Source organism: Chitinophaga pinensis, from assembly GCF_007896845.1.
Lineage (GTDB): Bacteria > Bacteroidota > Bacteroidia > Chitinophagales > Chitinophagaceae > Chitinophaga > Chitinophaga pinensis_C.
In genome coordinates, this window is the sequence record NZ_VOHS01000069.1 from 1 (window position 1) to 19,441 (window position 19,441).

Below are 19,441 nucleotides of genomic sequence, written 5' to 3' on the forward strand. Positions count from 1 at the left end.
TTCTTTCAGCAATACCGTGCGCATTTCGATGGTTGAATGACTGGCTTCCGGATCTACTCCACCGGCGTGTGCCACACTCACCACAAGGTCAATATCACGCATGACCTCACTGAAGATCAGGGATCAATCGTTTCAAATGCCAATTCTCCCATGTTTTGATATTGTGAAAATGATCTGTTCCAGTACCGGACTTCCACTTCTCCCGGAGAACCAGTCCGCCTGTGCATACATCTTCACATAAAGCCTTGTTTGTGGAACACCTTCTGTAATCCTCATAATCCACTTTCCAGCCTCTTGTTTTCAATAATGCGACTGTTTTGGATGGTTGTACCTGATGACCGGCATAACGGCGGGAAATCGACTTTTCCTGCAGTTCTTCCTGTATTGGTAAGTACAGTTCACGGAAGATCTGTTTGAACGGCTGCTGTATCTGTTTTTCGAAGCATACTGCTGATAGTCACTCCAGCTGCCATTGGCATGCAGATCCACACAATGTGCGATCCGGATCTTATCATCTGGCGCTATTTTCGTTGTTTTTCCTTTAGATGATATCAGTGTACCATCTTTCCAGAAACCGTGTCCTTTCCCGGTGATAATACCAGTTTTTCCAGATGTCTGACAATAACCGGGTGCGTGAAGAGGTTGTTCAGTTCTTCCGCCTCAAAAGCATCGCCTCTTACCATGGCTTCTTCCAGTGCCTTGGCGAACGGCGGAATTGCTCTCTCAGCGTCTTCTTAAACTCCTGTAATTCCAGCACTTTCGTATCCTTTTTATATTTGGCAGGGACACTGGCCATTTGCTTATCGTCTTTGAAAGCTACCACATCTGCCTCACCTCATCTCCGATGATCAGGCCAATCAATACATCATCGTATTGCACCTGTGTTTCTTTCGACAGAATGTTGTTGTACCTGTTTGGTCCCATGGCCCATGTCAGTCGTTGCGGGTCTGCATAACCGGCGTTTCTGGCCAGATTTCCATAGCGATACGGATAGCAGTTCCCTCACTGGTCTGTTTCTGGGCGCCAAACTGTTTACTTTCTTTTTTAAACTGCTGGATATATTCGTAACGGGCCAGTACGTCTTTTCTGGGTTAGATCTGTTCAGTGGAATCAGACCATACACCCGCAGGTAATCCTGATCACGTTTATCTTTTACTTTCTGTGTGACTTCTTTGATTTTAAGATCACCTGTCATCACATCTGCATATAGTCTCGCCCTACGATGTCCATTACCATCGCTGATATATTTAGCGGCGTCATAGACTTTCTGCCAGCGCTCCTGCCCTATTTCGTTATAGGCCTGTCCGAACCATTCTTTATCAACAGCACCGTTTTGAAATCCTGCACATCTATGGTAGAATAACGTGCGATCTCGCTTTCTGCTTCCGCCGTCTTTTCTGCATAGGTCGAAGTCTTAGTATGTGCGTGCATCCACCAGATAGCGGTATCCAGCCCTTTCCAGCTGAGATATCTGCTTACAAATTTGCCATTGCGGTGCATATACGGCCGCTTCCAATAAACGTGTTTCTGTCACCTTGATACGCTTCATCGCAGCTGCAAACATTTCGTCTGTGTCAGTATCAAGCGGAAAACATCGTTTCAGCAATGTGCTGAATAATTGTTGTTTATTTTCACTGTCGGAAGAATAGATATAGCCTTTATACAGCGTCGTTTTGCCCATCCCTGCGAGGATGTCTGCGAACGGTTGATGCCCTCGAGTGACCCAAGTTCTTTCACGAAATCGGTTACTGTAGTAGCCGTGTCGCCACGTTTCAGTTCTATATCAAGCAGGTGTCACGTACACGCAGGAACATGTCCCGTAAGAAGTATATTTCTCGAAATAGTTTTCATGTTTCGCTCTTTTCTGTCGGAAAGTTCTCTGATATTATCACGGGAGAGGATACCACGGTACATTTCACTTTCGGAGATCAATCCACTTTGAAATGCTCTGCCAAAGAGATCTAATGGAGGGAGGAAATATTTACTGTTTTCCGGGAGACCGCTGAATTGCCGCCTGATATAAACCCAGCACGGGCAATCAGTTCTTCCGGCAGCTGACTGACCGTAATTTTATTGATATACCAGTTCAGTATGGAATCCTGCTGCCAGCCGCTTGAATGGTCATAATAGCTATACTTTTCAATATTGGCAGACAACACTTCTTCCGGTAAAGCAGCAAAGGCAGTGGCTGCAGCACCTACCAGAAATGGCTCTGTGTCTGCAAACGGATGGATGATCTGCAGGGCTTCCATAATTTGCAGTAAGGGGTTTGTCCACCGGTAGGCGTATTCACCCGGCATTTTCAGGCATATAAGCCGTCAGTTCTGCTATGAATGGTTTCGCTGCCCGATTATCTTCGGTAAAGCCGTCATATTCGGATTGCAAAGTCAATTCGGTCAGGATATAGAGATCTCTGGGTATCAATCCTGATTGCTCGTACCATGCTTTCCAGACTTCCGGTAATGGATAGGTGGCATACTCTCTTCAGGCGTCAGCTTTGTTTCGGCTATTCTCGACATTCTGCAGAAAAGTTGCCCCAATAATACCGTTTCTACACTGTTATTATAGCCTTCTACCTGATATTCGAAGCTTTTATTCTCCAGAAATATTGTATAGAGCTTCAGCAACTCTTGTTTGATCTTTTCCGCCGGCTGCGACAGGCCAAAATCTCCTGCTGCCAGACATTGATGGTAGAAATCACCCGGATCAGGTACAGGCTTTACGATTGGCTGTATAGCCGCCGGATCATACAATCCGTAGCCATTACTGATGTCATAGACAACGGCGCCGGTTCCTTCTGCGGATAGTTGTCCGAGAATGATAGCCTCTTTCTCCGGAATGCTCTTTCTGCTCCTGAATGCTTCCAGCAGCGGTTGCAGGGCATCCAGCAAGCGCTGTTGTTGTTGCAGCTGTAAGGCGATATCGAGTCCCGCAAGACGTTGTTCACCGTCTCCTTCCAGCAATTCTTTCAGTACGCTGATCAGCAGTGTTTCGGGCTGTTTCAGCAGAATAGCAATGATCTGATTACGTATACCACCACTTTTGCGTTTCAGCAGGTCTTTGAATACTTTCAGTTCTTCTGCGTTCAGTTCGACCGTAGCGAGTGCTTTGAAGCCGGCATTCTGTAAAGATTCCCCTCGTTCTCTGATGATACGCATACTAAAGCTGCGCTGGAAGCTGGTGACAGGTTCCAGTTTTTCAGGATCCTCATAGTATGATTTTGCATATCCTTTCAGGATCCGTCTCGTCATACTTGATTTCACGTCAAGATCCATGTCGTCAAAATAAGACATCATGAGGTCAAGCCGGTCCTGCAGATCGAGTATCAACGGCAGCATAGCAGATAGTATGCTGCTACGGCGATAGGAATTACTCATCCACGTGAAAGGCAGCTTATCAAAGGTCTTCTCCTTGACGGGCGTGCGTACAAGGATATTATTCAGTTTGTCAAACAGATCAGGGAATTGCGTATTGTAATGTCCGGGATTATCGGCGATGGGCTCTTCCAATGTTGATACCGCCAGAGACACTACCATCAGATGCTCATCTTCGATACCCACGCGGCCTACTGCCATGGAGAGTGCGTGGTAATTGGTTTCATCCACAAACTGTTGTGCGATGCATCTCTTTTGAAAAGAAGGGTCTTTCGCCAGTTCCAGCAGGTAGGGTAAAGTTTGTTCTACATCGTATACACCCTGTGCCCAAAGCCCCATGTATATATCGGAGAAATCATCACTTTTGATAGCTGCCGGGATGAGTGAGGGATCGGACAGATAAGTATGTGCTTTCTGGAGAAAGCGGTTAACAGCGGACTCTTTTTCAGATTCCCAGCCGATACCGGCCCATACATCCAGAGCCCTTACTACGGAGGAGAATCTGGTCAGTTTATTGTCTACCACTACTTTGATCATGTACTTCAAAGCACCTGTACAACAATCGTCGAGTGCTTCAAGTACTGTTTGCCTTAATCCTTCCTGTCTTTGTGCGGACAACAAGAGTTTTTCTACCAGCTGCCATGCATCTTCACGTTCGCTTAACAGGAGTGCTCTGATGATACCATCGCTGATCTTACCGTCCGGATCTTTATTGTAAATAATATCTTCACATAGTTTGAACACCTCTTCATTACCGAGGTCCATCGCTGCCGCCCACATATGATAGAGGTACTGTGTATCATGCTCATGATCGACAATGATCTGTTCTCTGATCGTGAGATCATAGCATTCGTATTTATAATGCGTGTCGATGCCGTTACTGTGCGATTGCAGCATAATCCCTTTCAGGAAAGTGAGCTGATTGGGCAGGTATTTTTCTCTTCTGTTGGGTGCACGGAAAGAGCGTCGGTTCCAGCCGGACATGTACATCAGGTTGGGAAACTTGCCCCATGCATGTTTCACATACACGGCTTTTTCATCGCCAAAGAGAAAACGGAGGAGATTGTAGAGCTCTTCGTTATCCCATTCATTTCCGGAGGGTAACAGTTCTACGATCCGGTCATAGCGATCACCAGACAATGCATAAGATACAAAGCTAACCTGCTCTTTCTCCTGCAATTTACCCATCAGCTGAAGGGCGATTTCTGCGGTTCTTTTTGTCAGCAGTTCATGGCTGGAAGTTCCGTCGTAAGCGGATTTCAGGGTCGAAACAAGGGTTGTCTCAAAATCAGGGATAATCTTCGTGGGGAAGAATTGGTGAATGTCCATTCTAAAAATTTAAGGTTTTTCAGTTACCAGTAGCTACCGGCAAGAAATGTTAATCGGATAAATGTGATAACGGTGGCCGGGTTCAACGCAAAATGGTCGGATAACAGTATTAACTCCTCTTCGTCTGCAAAAACTGCGAACATGCCATCTTCAAAGGCCTGTAACGCGGTTTCCTGTGCTTTGGGGAGGTCTGCTTTCTGTTCATTGTAAATGCTGCCGAATCCGACTTTACCACTGGCAGTTTGTCCCTCTATCTGCTCATTGGTAAGAAAGGGTAACACATTCTTTTCTAAGGGTTTATTGTTATAAGCGATCACCTGTTGCGTTACAACGGCGGTGATGAGTTCCCGAACCGTAGGGTTATTGCCGATGTCATCAATCTCAATCGGTTTCTTCTCTAGTATGGCATGTTTACGTCCCGCTACTTTTATATTGATTATCAGCTCCATCAGGGTCAAAAGGTTAATAATAGCGCTGCCAAGATAAAAAAATTAAAAGAAATAACTGTTCCGGTTATCTTTGCCCGATGAAATATGCCGACAAAGAGATCCAGGAGATGGAAGAGTTTTTCAAAACAGCAGAATTACCTCAGACGCTTACTTTAGGACCGGGTGTGGTTATTACAGACCTGAAAGCCTTTACATTCAGTCACCTTCAGATTATGAAATTAAGACAGGGTGTGGGAATTTTCGAAGTGTTTTACGATCGTCTTGTACAGGTAAGAGAGATATTATCAACAGCAAAACAGGAAGTAGCTTAGATACTTCCTGTTGTTACTAATTTGGCAGAGCGGGGTGTCATCCCCGTCTGTTTTTTGAAAAAGTTATTGAAATAGGCCGGATAATCGAACCCCAGCGCATAAGCGATATCGGCTATACTCCAGTCTGTATTTCTCAGCAATAATTTAGCTTCTGCAATAATACGCTCCCGGATATGTACGGTAGTGGCCTTACCCGTTACATCTCTTACTGCGTGATTCAGGTGATTGACATGAATCGCAAGATTCTTTGCATAATCGCCCGCTGTTTTCAGTTCCAATGCCTGTGAAGGTGCAATAACCGGAAATTGTTTTTCGAGGAGTTCCATGAATGACATGGTAATACGTACTGCTGCACTGGTGGGCCTGCTGACAGGCGTTGCCGGTTGCATACGTAATGCTTCATGGATGATGAGGTTCACATAATTTTTGATGACTTCGTATTTGTGTACGTAGTCTGTGGCCTCTTCAGCGATCATTTTCCCGAAAAGTGTTTCAACATTGGCAAACTGCTCTTCAGAAAGGAAACATACCGGATTGCCGCCTATTTTGAACAAGGGAGAATCCTGAAAGGACAGGTGATTGCGTTCATGGATATTCATAAACTCTTCGGTAAACTGGCAGTAGTAACCATTCCAATGGTCAGAAATGGGTTCCCAGCTATAAGGTACCAGTGGGTTGGAAAATACCAGTGCCGGTCTGTCGATGAGAATACCAGTATCTGCGTAATGCAGTCTGGAAATGCCTTTGAACAATGTTATTTTATAGAAATCCCTGCGGATATATGGAGAAGCGGTTTTTAATTGATTATTGGCTACATGTACTTTAAAATTACCATTCTCAATCCTTACTCCGTCACATCCAACAAATCCCTGACTCCTGCGTGCGTTGGCTTCCATATTATCAAATTTGAGATAAGACTAATCTAACATAAATCTACGTTAAATTAGTCTTACTCAAATCGTTTTGCATAAAATCCACAGGAATCTGTAGTGAAATTTAGCCGCTATTTAAAAGAATAGTCTTTGTCAGCGTATGCCATATGTCAATGTCAGGTAATACATCCCTCCGATAGCTGGTCCGCCAAGGAAGGAGTAATAATACTTATTCAGGAGATTGCCGGCGCCGAGTTTTGCCTTACAGTTGATATTGTCAAACATATAAGACACCTGTGCATCCAGAGTAGAATAAGCATCTACATCGCCATTTACGAGGAACGACTGCCAGTAGTAGCTACTTTGCCATTTCCATGAAATACCGGCCCCTGCATGCTTTAATATACGCTCTTTCGCCACAGATACATTCAGTGTCCAGGAAGGGGTATTAAAACCATCTTCGAGTCCGTCTTCCTTATCTGACATTTTCAGTTTGGCGTAGGTCACATTTGCGTTTGCAACATAGCCTTTTTCAGTGTAGGTCAGGCCGAGGCTACCACCATAGTTATTCACTTCTGTCTGGGAATTGGTCCACATGCGGTAAGGGCTCTGTTTACTTTTGTTATAGAGCGCATAAGGAATAGAATCCGCTACTGCGGTATTTGGCACATTCATATTTGCCTGTGCGATAAAGTTTTTATATTTATTCAGGTAGGCTTCTGCGTCTATAAAGAATCTGCCTTCATCAAAAATGCCTTTATATCCTATTTCCATAGATTTCACGTGCTCCGCTTTGATGTAGGTATAGGGGTTTTTCTTCAGCAGTCCTTTATTCTTTCTATCGCCTGATTTTGTGTGAGTCCGGCGGTGTTGACATCATTCAGCACGGCTTGCTGAAAGGACGTGATAGAAGAGGCCAGCCATGCATTCTCGAAGATACCTTGTGACATTGCAGGTAATCCGCCTACACGTTTCACCCCACCGCTGTTTACGTTTGAATAGGCTTCAAAGATGCTAGGGTAGCGATATCCGCTCTGGTAAGACGCCCGGAAATGCTGGGTATTTACCGGCGAATAAACAGCTGTAAAACGCGGTGTGAGCATAAGGTCGAAATAGTCATTCTTATCTCCTCTGAGGATGGCGCCCAGTTTCAGATCACCATTCAACAGTGTTTTGGTAACAGATACGAATCCGCCTGTTTTAGCATAGTGGATATTGGTGTATTCTTTTCCTGCCTTCGGATTGATGAAATAGTTTCCATCCGGTTCAATGACGTAGGTACGATGATCAGCACCTACCAGTATCTGGAGCCCCGCCTTTTCTTTCAGACTGCTCAGCAGGTCTTGCGTGAGATCTAGCTGTCCTTCGGCGTGAATGAAACTGGCTTTTACTTTCAGAGCTGCGCCGATATCCCAGTTATTGATCTGTGCGAGTCTGGTCAGGCTGTTGGAAAAAGCTTCCGTCCCCGGTAAAGGGCGGCCGGCATCAGCCGCTACCCTACCCTGTCTGTGTGCATCTGCAATGGTGGCGCCGGCATTGGTAGCGGCATTAAATGCGGTGGTATATTCAGCATACCATTGATTGTCCGGCTTATAGTTACGGTCAATGTTTTCTGCCATAGAACGGAGGTTATAGGAATTTCCGGTATTTTCTCTGTTCAGATAAACTTTCAGCTGTACGCTATTAGACTGGAACTGCAGTCCGTGTTGCTGTACCAGATAATCTTCCAGACGGAAGCGGTTGGCACGCTGGTATACGTTGTCCAGCAGGGCCATATGGTAGAGGTATGTCAATGTCATACCCGGTTTCAGCTGGTAATAGATACCCGCATCTGCCTTGATATTACGCAGGTCATAATCAACGACGTCTTTCTCATCATAACCTGTACGGGCTACAACGTAGTTGCGGCCACCGAGGCTGATCGTTCTTCTGTCGGAAGATTCGTTACCATAACTGCTTAAAGGGTCTTGTGCCGGATTGTCTTTTCCCAGTAAGCCTGTGCTGGCATTCGCCTGACCGTTCAATTCCCGGTGATCATTGGCTACCCAGTCATACCCCTGATTAAAGGTACCATTGATCTTAAAAGCCAGTTTCGGACTGATCACCTTTGCCCATCTGATACTGGTTTCAGTATAGGCTTTTACGGCGCTGTTAGCGTCGCCCAGATGTGTGAGGGCCGTCTTTTGTTGTATACTTAAACCTTCTGAGGTAAAAGGGTTTTTAGTCGAGATATTCGCCAGACCGTTAACAGTATTCATACCGTAAAGAGCTGACGCTACACCCGGTAATATTTCTACGTTGGTGACATCCAGATCGGAAGGTCCGAGCGCGTTGGCAATAGGGCCTCCGATATGCGGGGAGGCCACGTCCATTCCGTCTACGAGTTGTGCAAAACGTACGTTGGTAGTATTGGCGAAACCACGCGCATTCAGCACTTTAAAACCCAGACTTGGGGTGATCAGCTGTACACCCTGCAGGTGTTCGAGTGCGTCATAAAAGGAAGGGGCGGCAGACATGCGAAAGTATTGTTCACCTGCTTTCTGGATACTCACGGGAGAACGGAGCAGGCTTTCCTTTGTACGGGATGCAGATACGGTTACCTCAGACAATATCTTTACAGCGGTATCTTTCTGTATGTTGGAGGTTTCTTGTCCATACACGCCTACACTGACAAAGCTGGAGATGATGAATAGATATTTGGTCATAATAGTTATTTGTTTCGTTGTATCCTTATGGATATAACGGGCAGGTAAAAAAAGCACATATGGAGGATGTGCTGTGTACGTGTTGTTATTTTAAGCGTTGCGTCTCTTCTTCAAGAAATTTGCTGAACCGGACTCTCAATTCGCGATGATAGGCAATGAGCTGAAGGGCTTCTTCCGAAATAGCAGAACCGCCGCCATTATCACCGCCGGTACTGGTGATGACCAGTGGCTTGGCTGCCATACTATTCAGATTATTAATGAGTTCCCAGGCTTTTTTATAAGACATCTTCATGCGTTTGGCGGCCTGATTGATAGAGCCGGTTTCCTGTATCAGTTCGAGTAATTGTACTGGTCCCGGACCGAAGAAACGTTTACCGTTACCTTCCAGCCATAAGCTGCCATTGACTTTTAGTACGCCGTTAGAGAGGATGTCTTTGATTGCCTTTTCCATGATTCAGATGCCGGTTGTGCTTTTTAATGCTATATATCATTTTGTGCAGCGATGCTCACTGTCCGGGCTACACGTATATCAGATGATGGTTATGATTTATCCGCCGATGGTGATCATACTTCTGTTTTCGATCAGTTCTGCATGTACATCTTCGAGTTTACCGGTGAATTGTCCACCGAGTTCTTTTGCTTTACTGAGGATATTCCCTTGTATCAGTGGCAGTATTTCTTCCTTATTCCGCAGGGCTGTGAGCAGGTCTGTTTCTCCTTTGGAGAAGAGGCAGTTTTTCAGTTTGCCGTCTGCTGTCAGTCGCATCCTGTTGCAAGTACCACAGAAAGGTTCGGTCATGGTGCTGATCACGGAGAAAGTACCGGCGTGTCCGGGTACGATAAATCCTTTAGCGGTGTCATGTGCGCCACCTTTCAAAGGTAAGAAATCGTATGCGGCACTGATGGTATGCAGAATTTCCTGCAGGGACATCACTTTATTGCTGGTCCAGCGGTTGCCGCTGAAAGGCATGAACTCAATAAAACGTACGTGTACAGGTGTATGTCTGGTCCAGGCCACGAAATCGTTGATTTCGTTATCGTTCAGGCCTTTCATCATGACTACATTGACTTTCACCCGGATGCCCATGTTGAGCAGCAGATCGATATTGCTTTTCACCTGATGAAACAGGTCACGGCGGGTGATCAGCATAAATTTATCTGCCTGTAGTGTATCGAGACTGATATTCAGAGAGCGGATGTCTGCTTCTTTCAGTACGTCGGTAAATTCATGCAATCTTGCGCCGTTGGTGGTCATGGTCAGTTCCACCGGCAGGCGGGAAAGGGAAAGAATGATCTTTGCAGCATCCTTTCTTACCAGCGGCTCACCACCGGTGAGTCTGATCTTGCGGACACCATTGGCAGCAAAAATACCTGCTAAAGTGGCTATTTCGTCGGCCTGCATTAAACGGGAAGCTGGTGTAAAGTCATACTCTTCTTCCGGCATGCAGTAAAAACACCGCAGGTTACAATTATCTGTCAGGGAAATCCGCAGGTAATCATGCACACGGTTATACGAATCAATTATCATCAGTTTGCAACTTGCCCTGTTAGTAATCGCTGATAATCTTCAGCGGTATCTATATCCAGCGCGCCTAGCGGGAATGGCACGAGTGCCAGGTCATCGGTAGACTGCTGTAATATCTTTTTAGCGCCCTGCTGTCCTTCGAGAGCGGTGAGCGCGTCAAAATAAGTATTGCTGAAAAGAACGGGGGTGCCGGCTGTATTATCGTATGTGCTGGCGATGATGCCTTTTCCGGCGATCGTCTGCTGATCGATCAGTTGTTGCAGCAAGGCTGCGTTCACAAAGGGCTGATCACATACCATAATGATGACACCTGCAAGGCCGGAATGTTTGGCGATGGCTTTCATTCCGGTGCTGATGGAAGAGCCCATACCTTCCGACCAGTGTTCATTCTCTACTATTTCTATGGCGAATCCGCACAATTTCTCCAATATCTGGGGTGCATTTGCACCTGTCACTAATACGACCGGACTTCCTACTGCGGCTATCGCCTCTTCTGCCATCTGACAGATCAGGGTTTTACCCCTGTACATCAGTAATTGTTTCGGTTGTCCAAGGCGGGAGGAATTACCCGCCCCCAGAATGATTACACCGTATTTTTCCATATCCATACGATTTACAAAGTATGTATCGGCCCGCTTTTATCCCGGAGAGGAATGCCAGTCCTCTCTGAAAGTACGCTTTTTATTTCAGCCGTTACAGACAATGCAATTTCTTCAGCTGTTTCTGCGCCTATATCCAGTCCCACGGGACCGTGAATTCTGGCCCTATCCTCTTCACTTACGGTGATGCCTTTGGCTGCCAGTTCATCCAGCATGCGTTCCAGCTTTGTCTTTGGCCCCAGCGTACCGATGTAAGTTACTTCTTTTTGCAGCAGTAATTCCAGCAGTGCGAGGTCATAATTGTAATTATGCGTCATCAGCACAAACACCGTTCTTTCGTCAATCGTCACTTTATCCAGCACTTCTTTTGCCTTACTGACGATGACTCTGCCTGCTCCCGGGAATCTGGCCGGGGTGGCATAGAGGGGTCTTCCGTCTACCACGGTGGTATGCCAGCCTTGTATGCGGGCTATTTCTACCAGTGGCATGGCATCGTTTCCGGCGCCGGCAATGATCAGGGAAACAGGTGGCTTCAGCAGTTCCACGAAACCGTGGAGTGCCGGTTTTTCGTCACCGTATTGTTTTACCATTCCTTGTCTGGTACTGAATACTTCCAGTACATCGTTCATGAGGGTCGTCTTCAGTTCACCTTCTTCCAGACTGCCTGCGAAGGTATTACCTGAGTAGCGCAGACAGGTACCAGGCTGCTGAGCAGCCTGGTTTAACCTGAAAAGAGTTACTAATACGGCGTCCTCACGTTTCTCCAGCACCTGTTCGAGCAGTCGGATGGCATTGTGTGGCGACTCCGGATCAATGGGTTCGAACAGTATATGCACGATCCCGTTGCAACCCAGTTGTACGCCGATCTTTGCGTCATCCTCATCTGTTGTATCGTAGGTTACGAGCTTGTTCTGCTGCTGGATGATGGCCAGTAATGCCCTTCTTAGGGCATCCCCTTCCAGACATCCGCCACTGATAGCACCGGTCATTTCTCCGTCCTCGGTTACGAGCATTCTCGCGCCCGGACGACGATAGGAAGAACCTTCCACGTGTACAACGGTAGCTAATGCTACCTTCTTTCCCGACTGTCGGGATACTTTATACGCCCGTATGATATCCTCGATTTCCTTCATTCTTTATTTCTCCGGCAGATAAGCACCCTTATCCAGCCATGTTTTGAAATGTTTCACAAATTCTGCGCGGGTCATTGGCAGGTGGGCCAGGCCTTCAGCCGGATTCCATCCGCTACCTACAAGAGAATCTTTGGATACGTGCTCAATAAGATCTTTAAAGTCCTTGTGACCGTTCTGATTTTTATCCAGCATCGTCTGTGCCAGTTCTCTTGGCGATTTACCCTGGAATACCATTTTCATATCAGCCGGCGGCAGGTGCCAGTTCGGATTACCCGGTGGCATATGTAAGCCCGGTGTATTCTGTGGCTGGTGACAGTTGGAGCATTTCATTGCGTAAAGCCCTTTACCGTCTGTACCACGCTGTACGTTCATGGTATGTATATGGCTGTCGTCCCCTTGTAATGGTCTGTCGCCATTAGGGTGACAGTTCATACAGCGCGGGTGCATCAGCACTTTATATGCCTGCAGGAAGGCCTTTTTAGAGATCACGCTGTCCGGCTCTGCGGCTTCCGCTACAGGAGGCGTTATTTTCTCCCCACCGGGGATTCTGTTGAACGCATCCGTACGGAAAGATACTACAACCGAAGAAATTGCCGTTACAGCGAACAGCAGGTAAATGGCCTTCTTTGTATTAAAGTTCTGGTTTTTAGTTGATTGTGCCATAACATCGCTTTACGTGTAAATAATCAGGACGAATGCCTAAGCATGCAGGATCGTCTTATTGAAAGGCAGATCTCTCAGGCGCTTGCCGGTGGCAACGAAGTATGCATTTGCGATAGCAGGAGCTACAGGAGGCACACCGGGTTCACCGACGCCGCCCATTTTACCTGTACTGTTCACGATATGCACTTCTATTTCCGCCGGCGTATCAAACATCCTTGATACCACGTAATCGTTAAAGTTGCCTTGTTGTACGCGGCCGTTTTCGAGGGTAATCTCACCGAGCAATGCACCGGATACCCCGAAATTGATACCACTTTCTATCTGTGCTTTTACACCATCAGGATTTACTGCCAGTCCGCAGTCAATCGCACTTACCACCTTATGAACCTTGATGGTTCCGTCACTGTTCAGGGAAATCTCCACCACATGTGCTACATAACTCTGGAAGGACTCATGTACGGCAATACCTCGGAAACGTCCGGCAGCCACTGGCTTACCCCATCCGGCTTTTTCAGCAGCCAGATTCAGAGCGGCAAGGTGTCTCGGGTGTTCTTTCAGGAGTTCCTGACGGTACGCCAGAGGGTCTTTACCAGCAGTATGCGCCAGTTCGTCGATGATGGTTTCCATGACCATACCGGTGTGGGTATGACCTACAGAACGCCACCAGAGTACAGGTACTTCGTTTTTAGGCGAGTGCAGGGTGACGAGTCTGTCGGGTACTGCTTCCACATAAGGAGAGTCAGCCACTCCTTCTACCGAGGCGGCATCGATACCATCTTTGATCATAGCGGCGAAGAGGGTGCCTTCCATGATGGACTGACCGACGATGTTATGTTTCCACGCGATGGGCATACCATTGGCATCCAGACCAACTTTTACATTGTGTACGAAGGCCGGACGGTAGAAACCACCTCTTACATCATCTTCACGTGCCCATACCATTTTCACGAGTGGTTTACCACTTGCTTTAATGATCTGAGCGGCTTCGATGACAAAGTCGGACGCCGGCGTAGCCCTACGGCCAAAGCCTCCACCGAGGAAAGTGGTATTCACCCTTACCTGTTCGGGTTGCAGTCCGAGTACTTTTGCTGCCGCCACCTGATCCATACCCGGCATCTGGGTACCACACCAGATCTGGCACTGACCGTTTTTCAGTTCGATGGTCACGTTCAGTGGTTCCATAGGAGCATGTGCCAGATAAGGGAAGCTATATTCCGCTTCGACTGTTTTAGCCGCTTTGGACATTCCAGTATCTGCGTTGCCCGCCTTGCTGGCAGGTGCACCGGGTGTTTGTGCCAGTTTTTTGTATGCTGCGAGCATGGCTTTGGAGTCAACCTGTGCACCCGGTCCGAGGTCCCATTCAACTTTCAATGCCGCGCGACCTTTCTTGGCAGCCCAGTAGTTGTCCGCCAATACAGCCACCCCTGTAGGGATCTGTACGACTTGTTTCACGCCCGGAATCGCTTTTGTCTTAGTCGCATCCACGGACTTCACTTTCGCTCCGAAAACGGGTCCGTGTAAAACAACTGCTGTAAGCAGTCCGGGGAACTGCACATCCATACCGAATTTCGCAGTACCGTTTATTTTAGCCGGTGTATCGAGGCGTTTTACCCCTTTACCGATGTATTTCCATTCTTTTGCGTCGCGCAGTGGTACGTCAGCAGGAGCAGTCAGTGTACCCGCTTCAGTAGCGAGTTCACCGTAAGTCGCGCTTTTACCACCAGCAGTTACTACGCCGTTTTCCGTTTTACATTCTGAAGGACTTACCCCGAATTTCTTCGCAGCTGCTTCAACCAGCAGTACTCTGGCAGTTGCACCGGCTTTACGGTATCGATCGAACTCAGAATAGGTCGTACTCGAACCACCAGTGATCTGAATGCCAAACAAGGTATGATTATACGGTTTCCATGCGTCACCGTGTTGTACCACCATTTTGTTGACATCTACATCCAGTTCTTCTGCGATCAGCATCGATAAGGTCGTCCAGATACCTTGTCCCATTTCAGCGTGGGCGAGGTATACGAGGATCTGGTTATCAGCTGTGATATGCAGATACGCGTTAGGGGCAAATGCGGCTCCGCTCTGAGGACCCAGCATAGAAGCTGTGCTGGCGGCGGCAGCCTTTTTAGCACCGGGAATGGTAAATGAGATCAGGAGACCACTACCTAATACGGCGCCGGTTTTCAGGAAATTACGCCTGCTCGTATTCATTGTTTCACTCATTTTCCGTTACCTCCTTCCCGCTGCATTTGTGCGGCTAAGTGAATAGCCCTTCTTATACGGGGATAGGTGCCGCAGCGGCAGATATTCCCGGACATTGCGTTGTCAATGTCTTCATCTGTAGGATTCGGATTTTCTCTCAACAATACTGCTGCAGACATGATTTGTCCGGACTGGCAATAACCGCATTGCGGTACATCGATTTCCAGCCATGCTTTCTGCAGGTAGTTGGTCGGATCTGCAGACAGTCCTTCGATAGTAGTGACTTCTTTCCCTACGGCTCTTGACACCAGTGTCACACAAGAACGTACTGCTTCTCCATCCAAATGAACGGTACAGGCGCCACATTGCGCCATCCCGCAACCGAATTTGGTACCAGTCAATCCCAGTACATCCCTTAATGCCCATAATAATGGCATGTCAGGGCTGGCGTCCACTGAATACTCTTTCTGGTTGATTTTAAGCTTAACCATAAAGAATTGCTTTTCTGTAAATAATAGATCTAAATAGGTTGACTTGCGGCAGGGGGATTGATACTGGAGAAAACCCGCATACGGCGTATAGTACCGCAGGCTTCCTTACGGGTAATCCTTATCAAACTTGACCTTTGCTTCCTGAATCGTTAACGTTTAAAAGCAAATTTAGTTCGAAGAGTGCTTATGAGAATTGTAATATTCAAACAGATAACTATAAATTTCAAAGTTTAGGGAGTATGAATGTGATTGATAACAGTGTGTTCGTTATGTTTCTAAAGAAATAACGGGTGTGTAGTGGGTTGTAAAAATCAAACTTATAGGAGGAGGTGGAGGGTGCTTAAATGAGGGATGTTTTCGTTTAGGTGGTAGGGTGGTATACTTCGACGAGAAGCCATTTCACTTCTCGTCGAAGAGAATTTATTGCGGATTAGTTTGTTAATTGTTTGGTCAACCGTTGCTGGTTGTTAGAAATAGAAGTAGACTCCTGTACCGCGTTGGAGAGCTTCTTGGAAGAGAGTTTTTATTTGTTTTAGTTTATCGGTGGTCACGGATATTTCAAAAATGTCACTGCTAAGAACTAATTGAAGTTTCTGTTTCTCAGTAATAGCATCATCCTCGTAAACATCTATTAAAGATTCTGTTAGTTCATTAATTAGTTGAAAAATGCCGGCATCCCATAACTCCTTAAATTCGGTATTGTCAAATGAAAGAGTAATTAGTTGTTCCGGAGTTGCTTCATCGGTATCTAATAAGATATCAGCTTCCTTATCCTTGGGTACTATTATGCTTCTCATATTTTCTAATTAATCAATGTTTTTGAAGTGTGTCGCTTGATTATATTCTCCTTTTGATCTTCCTTTTTGCTTTCCATTAACAACTTTGTTATTTGGCAGCGTCCCTTTCAGATCAAGATAAACTCTTTGTCCTTTTATCCTCGTATCTTTTATGCGAAAATAGTTTCCGCTATTATCATACACTATCTGTAATCCTGTTTCTTTATTAAGGAAAAGTGTTTTTCCTCCGGTTTCGCTAGCTATGCCTTCCGCTCCCGGGGCAAACTTCTCAATAGTTTCTTTCAAACTTGCATTCTCCCAGCCTGCTCCATATTTCTCCGCTCTCCCGGCCCCATCCAACTTCCCCGTCATCTTCACCCCTATTTCTCCTCCCTCTCCCACCTTCCCTCCCGCCACCACTTTCGACGTTGCCACAAACTCCTCCGCTGCAAATGCCACACCTTTCAACTCTAAACCTCCCATGCCAGTAATCACGCCGAGGGGATTCTCTCTCAGTTCTTTATAAATCAATTGCGGCGTAGTCGTTCCCGTAGCTATCCGGCCTTTGAAGTTCTCTACGCCTTTGTTCACCGTATTCCGGATGGCCGTCATATTCTGACTTCGGTTCTGAGCAGCCACTTTGGAAATATTATTTACTACCACATTGAATAGCGCTCCTAATCCCTGAAAAAAGCCCTTTATTGGGACGGGTTCATCTCCCAACATATCGCTATAACGAAATGGGTTATTGAAATTAGATGCATAAGGCGACCATGCCTCCATCTTTTCAATCTTTGGGTCAATCTGCTTCCATCGGCCTGTCTGTGGATCTAATGTTCTATAAAAAGCATCATATTCGTTCAGCTCAAGATCTGTATTAAACTCAATTCCGTTATACCGTTTCTTATTTACCGGATACGCGTCGTTCTTCAATGCGGAAGAGCTGATACCTGCCATTATCAGCCCGAAAGGATAGTAATGAGTCTCTTCCAACAGCGGACCACTGATCTGTGTAACTGTCAGATTATCAAAGTACACATCCTGTGCACTTTCATTGCTGGTATAAATATAGACATATCCGCTCTTTTGTATTCGCATGGAGGGTGAGACCAACGTTTGTAATACATCTGTCGCACGTTGAACCTGTTTTACTCCCGCGTTCTGATTTACGAGATTGAACTGTTCATCAAATGCAGCAAAACAGAGATATGCCTTCGGATGATCTGTCAGATTTTCATCCGGGTCTTTTTCTTTCAGTTGCGTATAGATATCTCCATTGAGCGCAATATGGTCCGGATAATCACCTAAGAGATTATACTTTGTCTCCTTTCCGCTGCTGCTACTCAGCGTGTTCAATAAAGCAGCCGCCATCGCCCCGGCATTTACACTGCTCTCCGAAGCACCCGGATCCTTCAGAAATGCTTTTACACCTATCTGAATGCTATCACCGGCCATTACACGTAATACCAGTGCCGGGCCAATCTTTTGTCCGTTTACTGCATTTAATCTGGCGACATACGAATTGACAGCTGTCGTCTTATCCTCCGGATAGCCAGTAGGTTTGACGACCCGTGTCGCTTCGATGTTGCTGAAAAGGGCATTTTCCTTCGCACCCAATGCTGTTTCCATGCTGGCCCGGTAAATCGTTCTGTCCCTCCGGGTGCCAAGTACTATCCGGACATTTCCCAGATTGTCCTTTATGAAATAGTCCATTGTATACTGAACCGGCTGACCGGGTTGATATATGGGCCTTATACGTCCTTCTTCATGGGAGATGAACTGCAGGGTATCCTGTTCATACTGGCAACCACTAATATAGTGTGTCACACGGAACTGATGCGGCACTATGCTGGTATCGGATACCATTTTTGCAAGAAGGTCGCGTTGTCCTGCGGCATACAGGTAATGGATGGATGCTTTCCGGTTTTTCGCCAGCAGTATGGCGGGTAATTGCTGGTAGTTACAACACGGTGTCAACGGACTTATTCCTGTCCTTTGCCACATTCCCATTGGGATCATACCAATAATCCTGTACCTCCCGGTTGTCCTGCTCCCGGAAATCTCCCAATTGGCTGAGGGGATCATTCGTTTTGTCGGTGACATAACTCAGGCGGTTGCTGTTGCTAAAATATCCGTACTTCAGACTGTCGATGGTCCTGACAGATAGCCCATTCAAGCCCTTTTGGTTCATAGACAGTATATTGCCTGCTATATCGTATGTCAGACCGCTAACAGAAAAATCAACCTTGTCATTTGTCCACAGCTTACTGTTGGCTTGCTGTTGGGTGAAGCTGGCAGACGTCAGGCGATCGATGCGGTCATAGCTCATACCATAAGCTCGGGCAATACCATCAGCTCCACTTTTCCATTTAATGCCAGCTATATTACCAGTATATGCAGCGCTATCAAAGCCGTATTCATAACAATACTCCTGTCCGAACCAGTTACCGTCGAACTGGGGGTATTCACAAATTTGCCATTGATTGACTTCAGCCATCCTCTTATGTTATATTCATATTGTAAGGTCTCTAATTGCGTATTTACACCTGTTACGTCCAGTCTTTTGGTGCGCAGCCGGCCCAACTCATCATAGGTATTAACCGAGATCGTACGTTGATTGGCTGTGTTACGTTAATGCGTTTCTTTATTGAATCCAATCTACCCTCGCATCATAGTCAAACATTGTCATATCGTCGTTTGCGGTGTCAATACACTACGTGGATTTGTATGGCGCAGATAAGTACTGAGGACTTTGCCACTAAAATCATACAAGTATTTATTATATCCCTTCCACCGGCCATATTATTGGCTATAGTCTGAATAACACGGCCTTTATGATCATAGTACACAGATGAAGTAATAAACTGATCCGTAGCTTCTATACGAACGCGCCTGCCTGTTATCAGGCTTTTGGTTTTGCTACTGAAGGTACAGGCATGTTTCTGCATATAGGTTTGCGCCAGCTGACACTTTCGCCAGATCGGTCCCTGCGTATACTTGCCTGTCCGGGAA

At 46.4% G+C, this 19,441-nt stretch carries 18 protein-coding genes and 2 pseudogenes; 1 reads left to right on the forward strand and 19 read right to left on the reverse strand.

Features of this window, described 5'->3' with window-relative positions; all coding sequences use genetic code 11:
* Nucleotides 1-106: 106 nt before the first annotated feature.
* The 6 genes and pseudogenes from FEF09_RS35140 to FEF09_RS28460 all read right to left on the reverse strand — a co-directional run.
* Nucleotides 107-439: pseudogene (locus FEF09_RS35140) on the reverse strand (DUF4132 domain-containing protein); the annotation flags it as partial.
* Between the two features lie 112 nt (nucleotides 440-551).
* Nucleotides 552-683 carry a hypothetical protein gene (locus FEF09_RS34000; protein WP_261387867.1) on the reverse strand — a complete coding sequence of 44 codons (132 nt, stop codon included), beginning with the start codon at nucleotides 681-683 and terminating at the stop codon, nucleotides 552-554.
* 249 nt (nucleotides 684-932) lie between these two features.
* A pseudogene (locus FEF09_RS35145) lies at nucleotides 933-1,681 on the reverse strand (DUF5724 domain-containing protein).
* 280 nt (nucleotides 1,682-1,961) lie between these two features.
* Nucleotides 1,962-2,252, reverse strand: a complete 291-nt coding sequence (locus FEF09_RS28450; protein WP_146308228.1) for a hypothetical protein — start codon at nucleotides 2,250-2,252, stop codon at nucleotides 1,962-1,964.
* Nucleotides 2,253-2,420: 168 nt separating this feature from the next.
* Nucleotides 2,421-4,703 carry a hypothetical protein gene (locus tag FEF09_RS28455; RefSeq protein ID WP_146308229.1) on the reverse strand — a complete coding sequence of 761 codons (2,283 nt, stop codon included), beginning with the start codon at nucleotides 4,701-4,703 and terminating at the stop codon, nucleotides 2,421-2,423.
* Nucleotides 4,704-4,726: 23 nt separating this feature from the next.
* Complete coding sequence (locus FEF09_RS28460; protein WP_146308230.1) at nucleotides 4,727-5,152, reverse strand: hypothetical protein; 426 nt, start codon at nucleotides 5,150-5,152, stop codon at nucleotides 4,727-4,729.
* Nucleotides 5,153-5,229: 77 nt separating this feature from the next.
* On the opposite strand from FEF09_RS28460, the gene FEF09_RS28465 reads away from it, so the two are divergent.
* A complete protein-coding gene (locus tag FEF09_RS28465) occupies nucleotides 5,230-5,463 on the forward strand; it encodes a DUF6965 family protein (protein ID WP_146308231.1) in 234 nt (77 codons plus the stop codon).
* Here the strand turns inward: FEF09_RS28465 and FEF09_RS28470 are convergent.
* From FEF09_RS28470 to FEF09_RS31125, 13 genes are all read right to left on the reverse strand, one after another.
* Entirely contained in the window at nucleotides 5,460-6,359 is a 900-nt protein-coding gene (locus FEF09_RS28470; protein ID WP_146308232.1) for a helix-turn-helix domain-containing protein, read from the reverse strand. The two genes, FEF09_RS28465 and FEF09_RS28470, sit on opposite strands and share 4 nt — an antisense overlap.
* Before the next feature lie 129 nt (nucleotides 6,360-6,488).
* On the reverse strand, nucleotides 6,489-7,109 hold the full coding sequence (locus FEF09_RS34005; protein ID WP_261387869.1) for a TonB-dependent receptor domain-containing protein: 621 nt from the start codon (nucleotides 7,107-7,109) through the stop codon (nucleotides 6,489-6,491).
* A gap of 44 nt (nucleotides 7,110-7,153) precedes the next feature.
* Nucleotides 7,154-9,040 (reverse strand): TonB-dependent receptor domain-containing protein, encoded by a 1,887-nt coding sequence (locus FEF09_RS28475; protein ID WP_261387868.1) that lies wholly within the window; start codon nucleotides 9,038-9,040, stop codon nucleotides 7,154-7,156.
* An 85-nt stretch (nucleotides 9,041-9,125) separates the two neighbouring features.
* Nucleotides 9,126-9,491 (reverse strand): winged helix-turn-helix domain-containing protein, encoded by a 366-nt coding sequence (locus tag FEF09_RS28480; RefSeq protein WP_146308233.1) that lies wholly within the window; start codon nucleotides 9,489-9,491, stop codon nucleotides 9,126-9,128.
* 96 nt (nucleotides 9,492-9,587) lie between these two features.
* The gene (gene moaA / locus FEF09_RS28485; protein WP_146308234.1) at nucleotides 9,588-10,568 is read right to left on the reverse strand and encodes a GTP 3',8-cyclase MoaA; all 981 of its coding nucleotides are present in this window, start codon (nucleotides 10,566-10,568) and stop codon (nucleotides 9,588-9,590) included.
* On the reverse strand, nucleotides 10,568-11,167 hold the full coding sequence (locus tag FEF09_RS28490) for an NTP transferase domain-containing protein (protein WP_146308235.1): 600 nt from the start codon (nucleotides 11,165-11,167) through the stop codon (nucleotides 10,568-10,570). The genes moaA and FEF09_RS28490 overlap by 1 nt, the downstream gene beginning before the upstream one ends.
* Nucleotides 11,168-11,178: 11 nt before the next feature.
* A complete protein-coding gene (locus FEF09_RS28495; RefSeq protein ID WP_146308236.1) occupies nucleotides 11,179-12,297 on the reverse strand; it encodes an XdhC family protein in 1,119 nt (372 codons plus the stop codon).
* Nucleotides 12,298-12,300: 3 nt separating this feature from the next.
* Nucleotides 12,301-12,960: a hypothetical protein gene (locus FEF09_RS28500; RefSeq protein ID WP_146308237.1), complete on the reverse strand. Its 660-nt coding sequence runs from the start codon at nucleotides 12,958-12,960 to the stop codon at nucleotides 12,301-12,303.
* Between the two features lie 36 nt (nucleotides 12,961-12,996).
* The gene (locus FEF09_RS28505; RefSeq protein WP_222597231.1) at nucleotides 12,997-15,171 is read right to left on the reverse strand and encodes a xanthine dehydrogenase family protein molybdopterin-binding subunit; all 2,175 of its coding nucleotides are present in this window, start codon (nucleotides 15,169-15,171) and stop codon (nucleotides 12,997-12,999) included.
* Between the two features lie 8 nt (nucleotides 15,172-15,179).
* Nucleotides 15,180-15,653, reverse strand: a complete 474-nt coding sequence (locus FEF09_RS28510; RefSeq protein WP_012791771.1) for a (2Fe-2S)-binding protein — start codon at nucleotides 15,651-15,653, stop codon at nucleotides 15,180-15,182.
* Between the two features lie 467 nt (nucleotides 15,654-16,120).
* The gene (locus tag FEF09_RS28515; RefSeq protein WP_146308239.1) at nucleotides 16,121-16,450 is read right to left on the reverse strand and encodes a hypothetical protein; all 330 of its coding nucleotides are present in this window, start codon (nucleotides 16,448-16,450) and stop codon (nucleotides 16,121-16,123) included.
* Nucleotides 16,451-16,459: 9 nt separating this feature from the next.
* On the reverse strand, nucleotides 16,460-18,433 hold the full coding sequence (locus tag FEF09_RS28520; RefSeq protein ID WP_186774586.1) for an RHS repeat domain-containing protein: 1,974 nt from the start codon (nucleotides 18,431-18,433) through the stop codon (nucleotides 16,460-16,462).
* Entirely contained in the window at nucleotides 18,390-18,926 is a 537-nt protein-coding gene (locus FEF09_RS31125) for a hypothetical protein (protein WP_186774587.1), read from the reverse strand. The genes FEF09_RS28520 and FEF09_RS31125 overlap by 44 nt, the downstream gene beginning before the upstream one ends.
* Nucleotides 18,927-19,441: the final 515 nt, after the last annotated feature.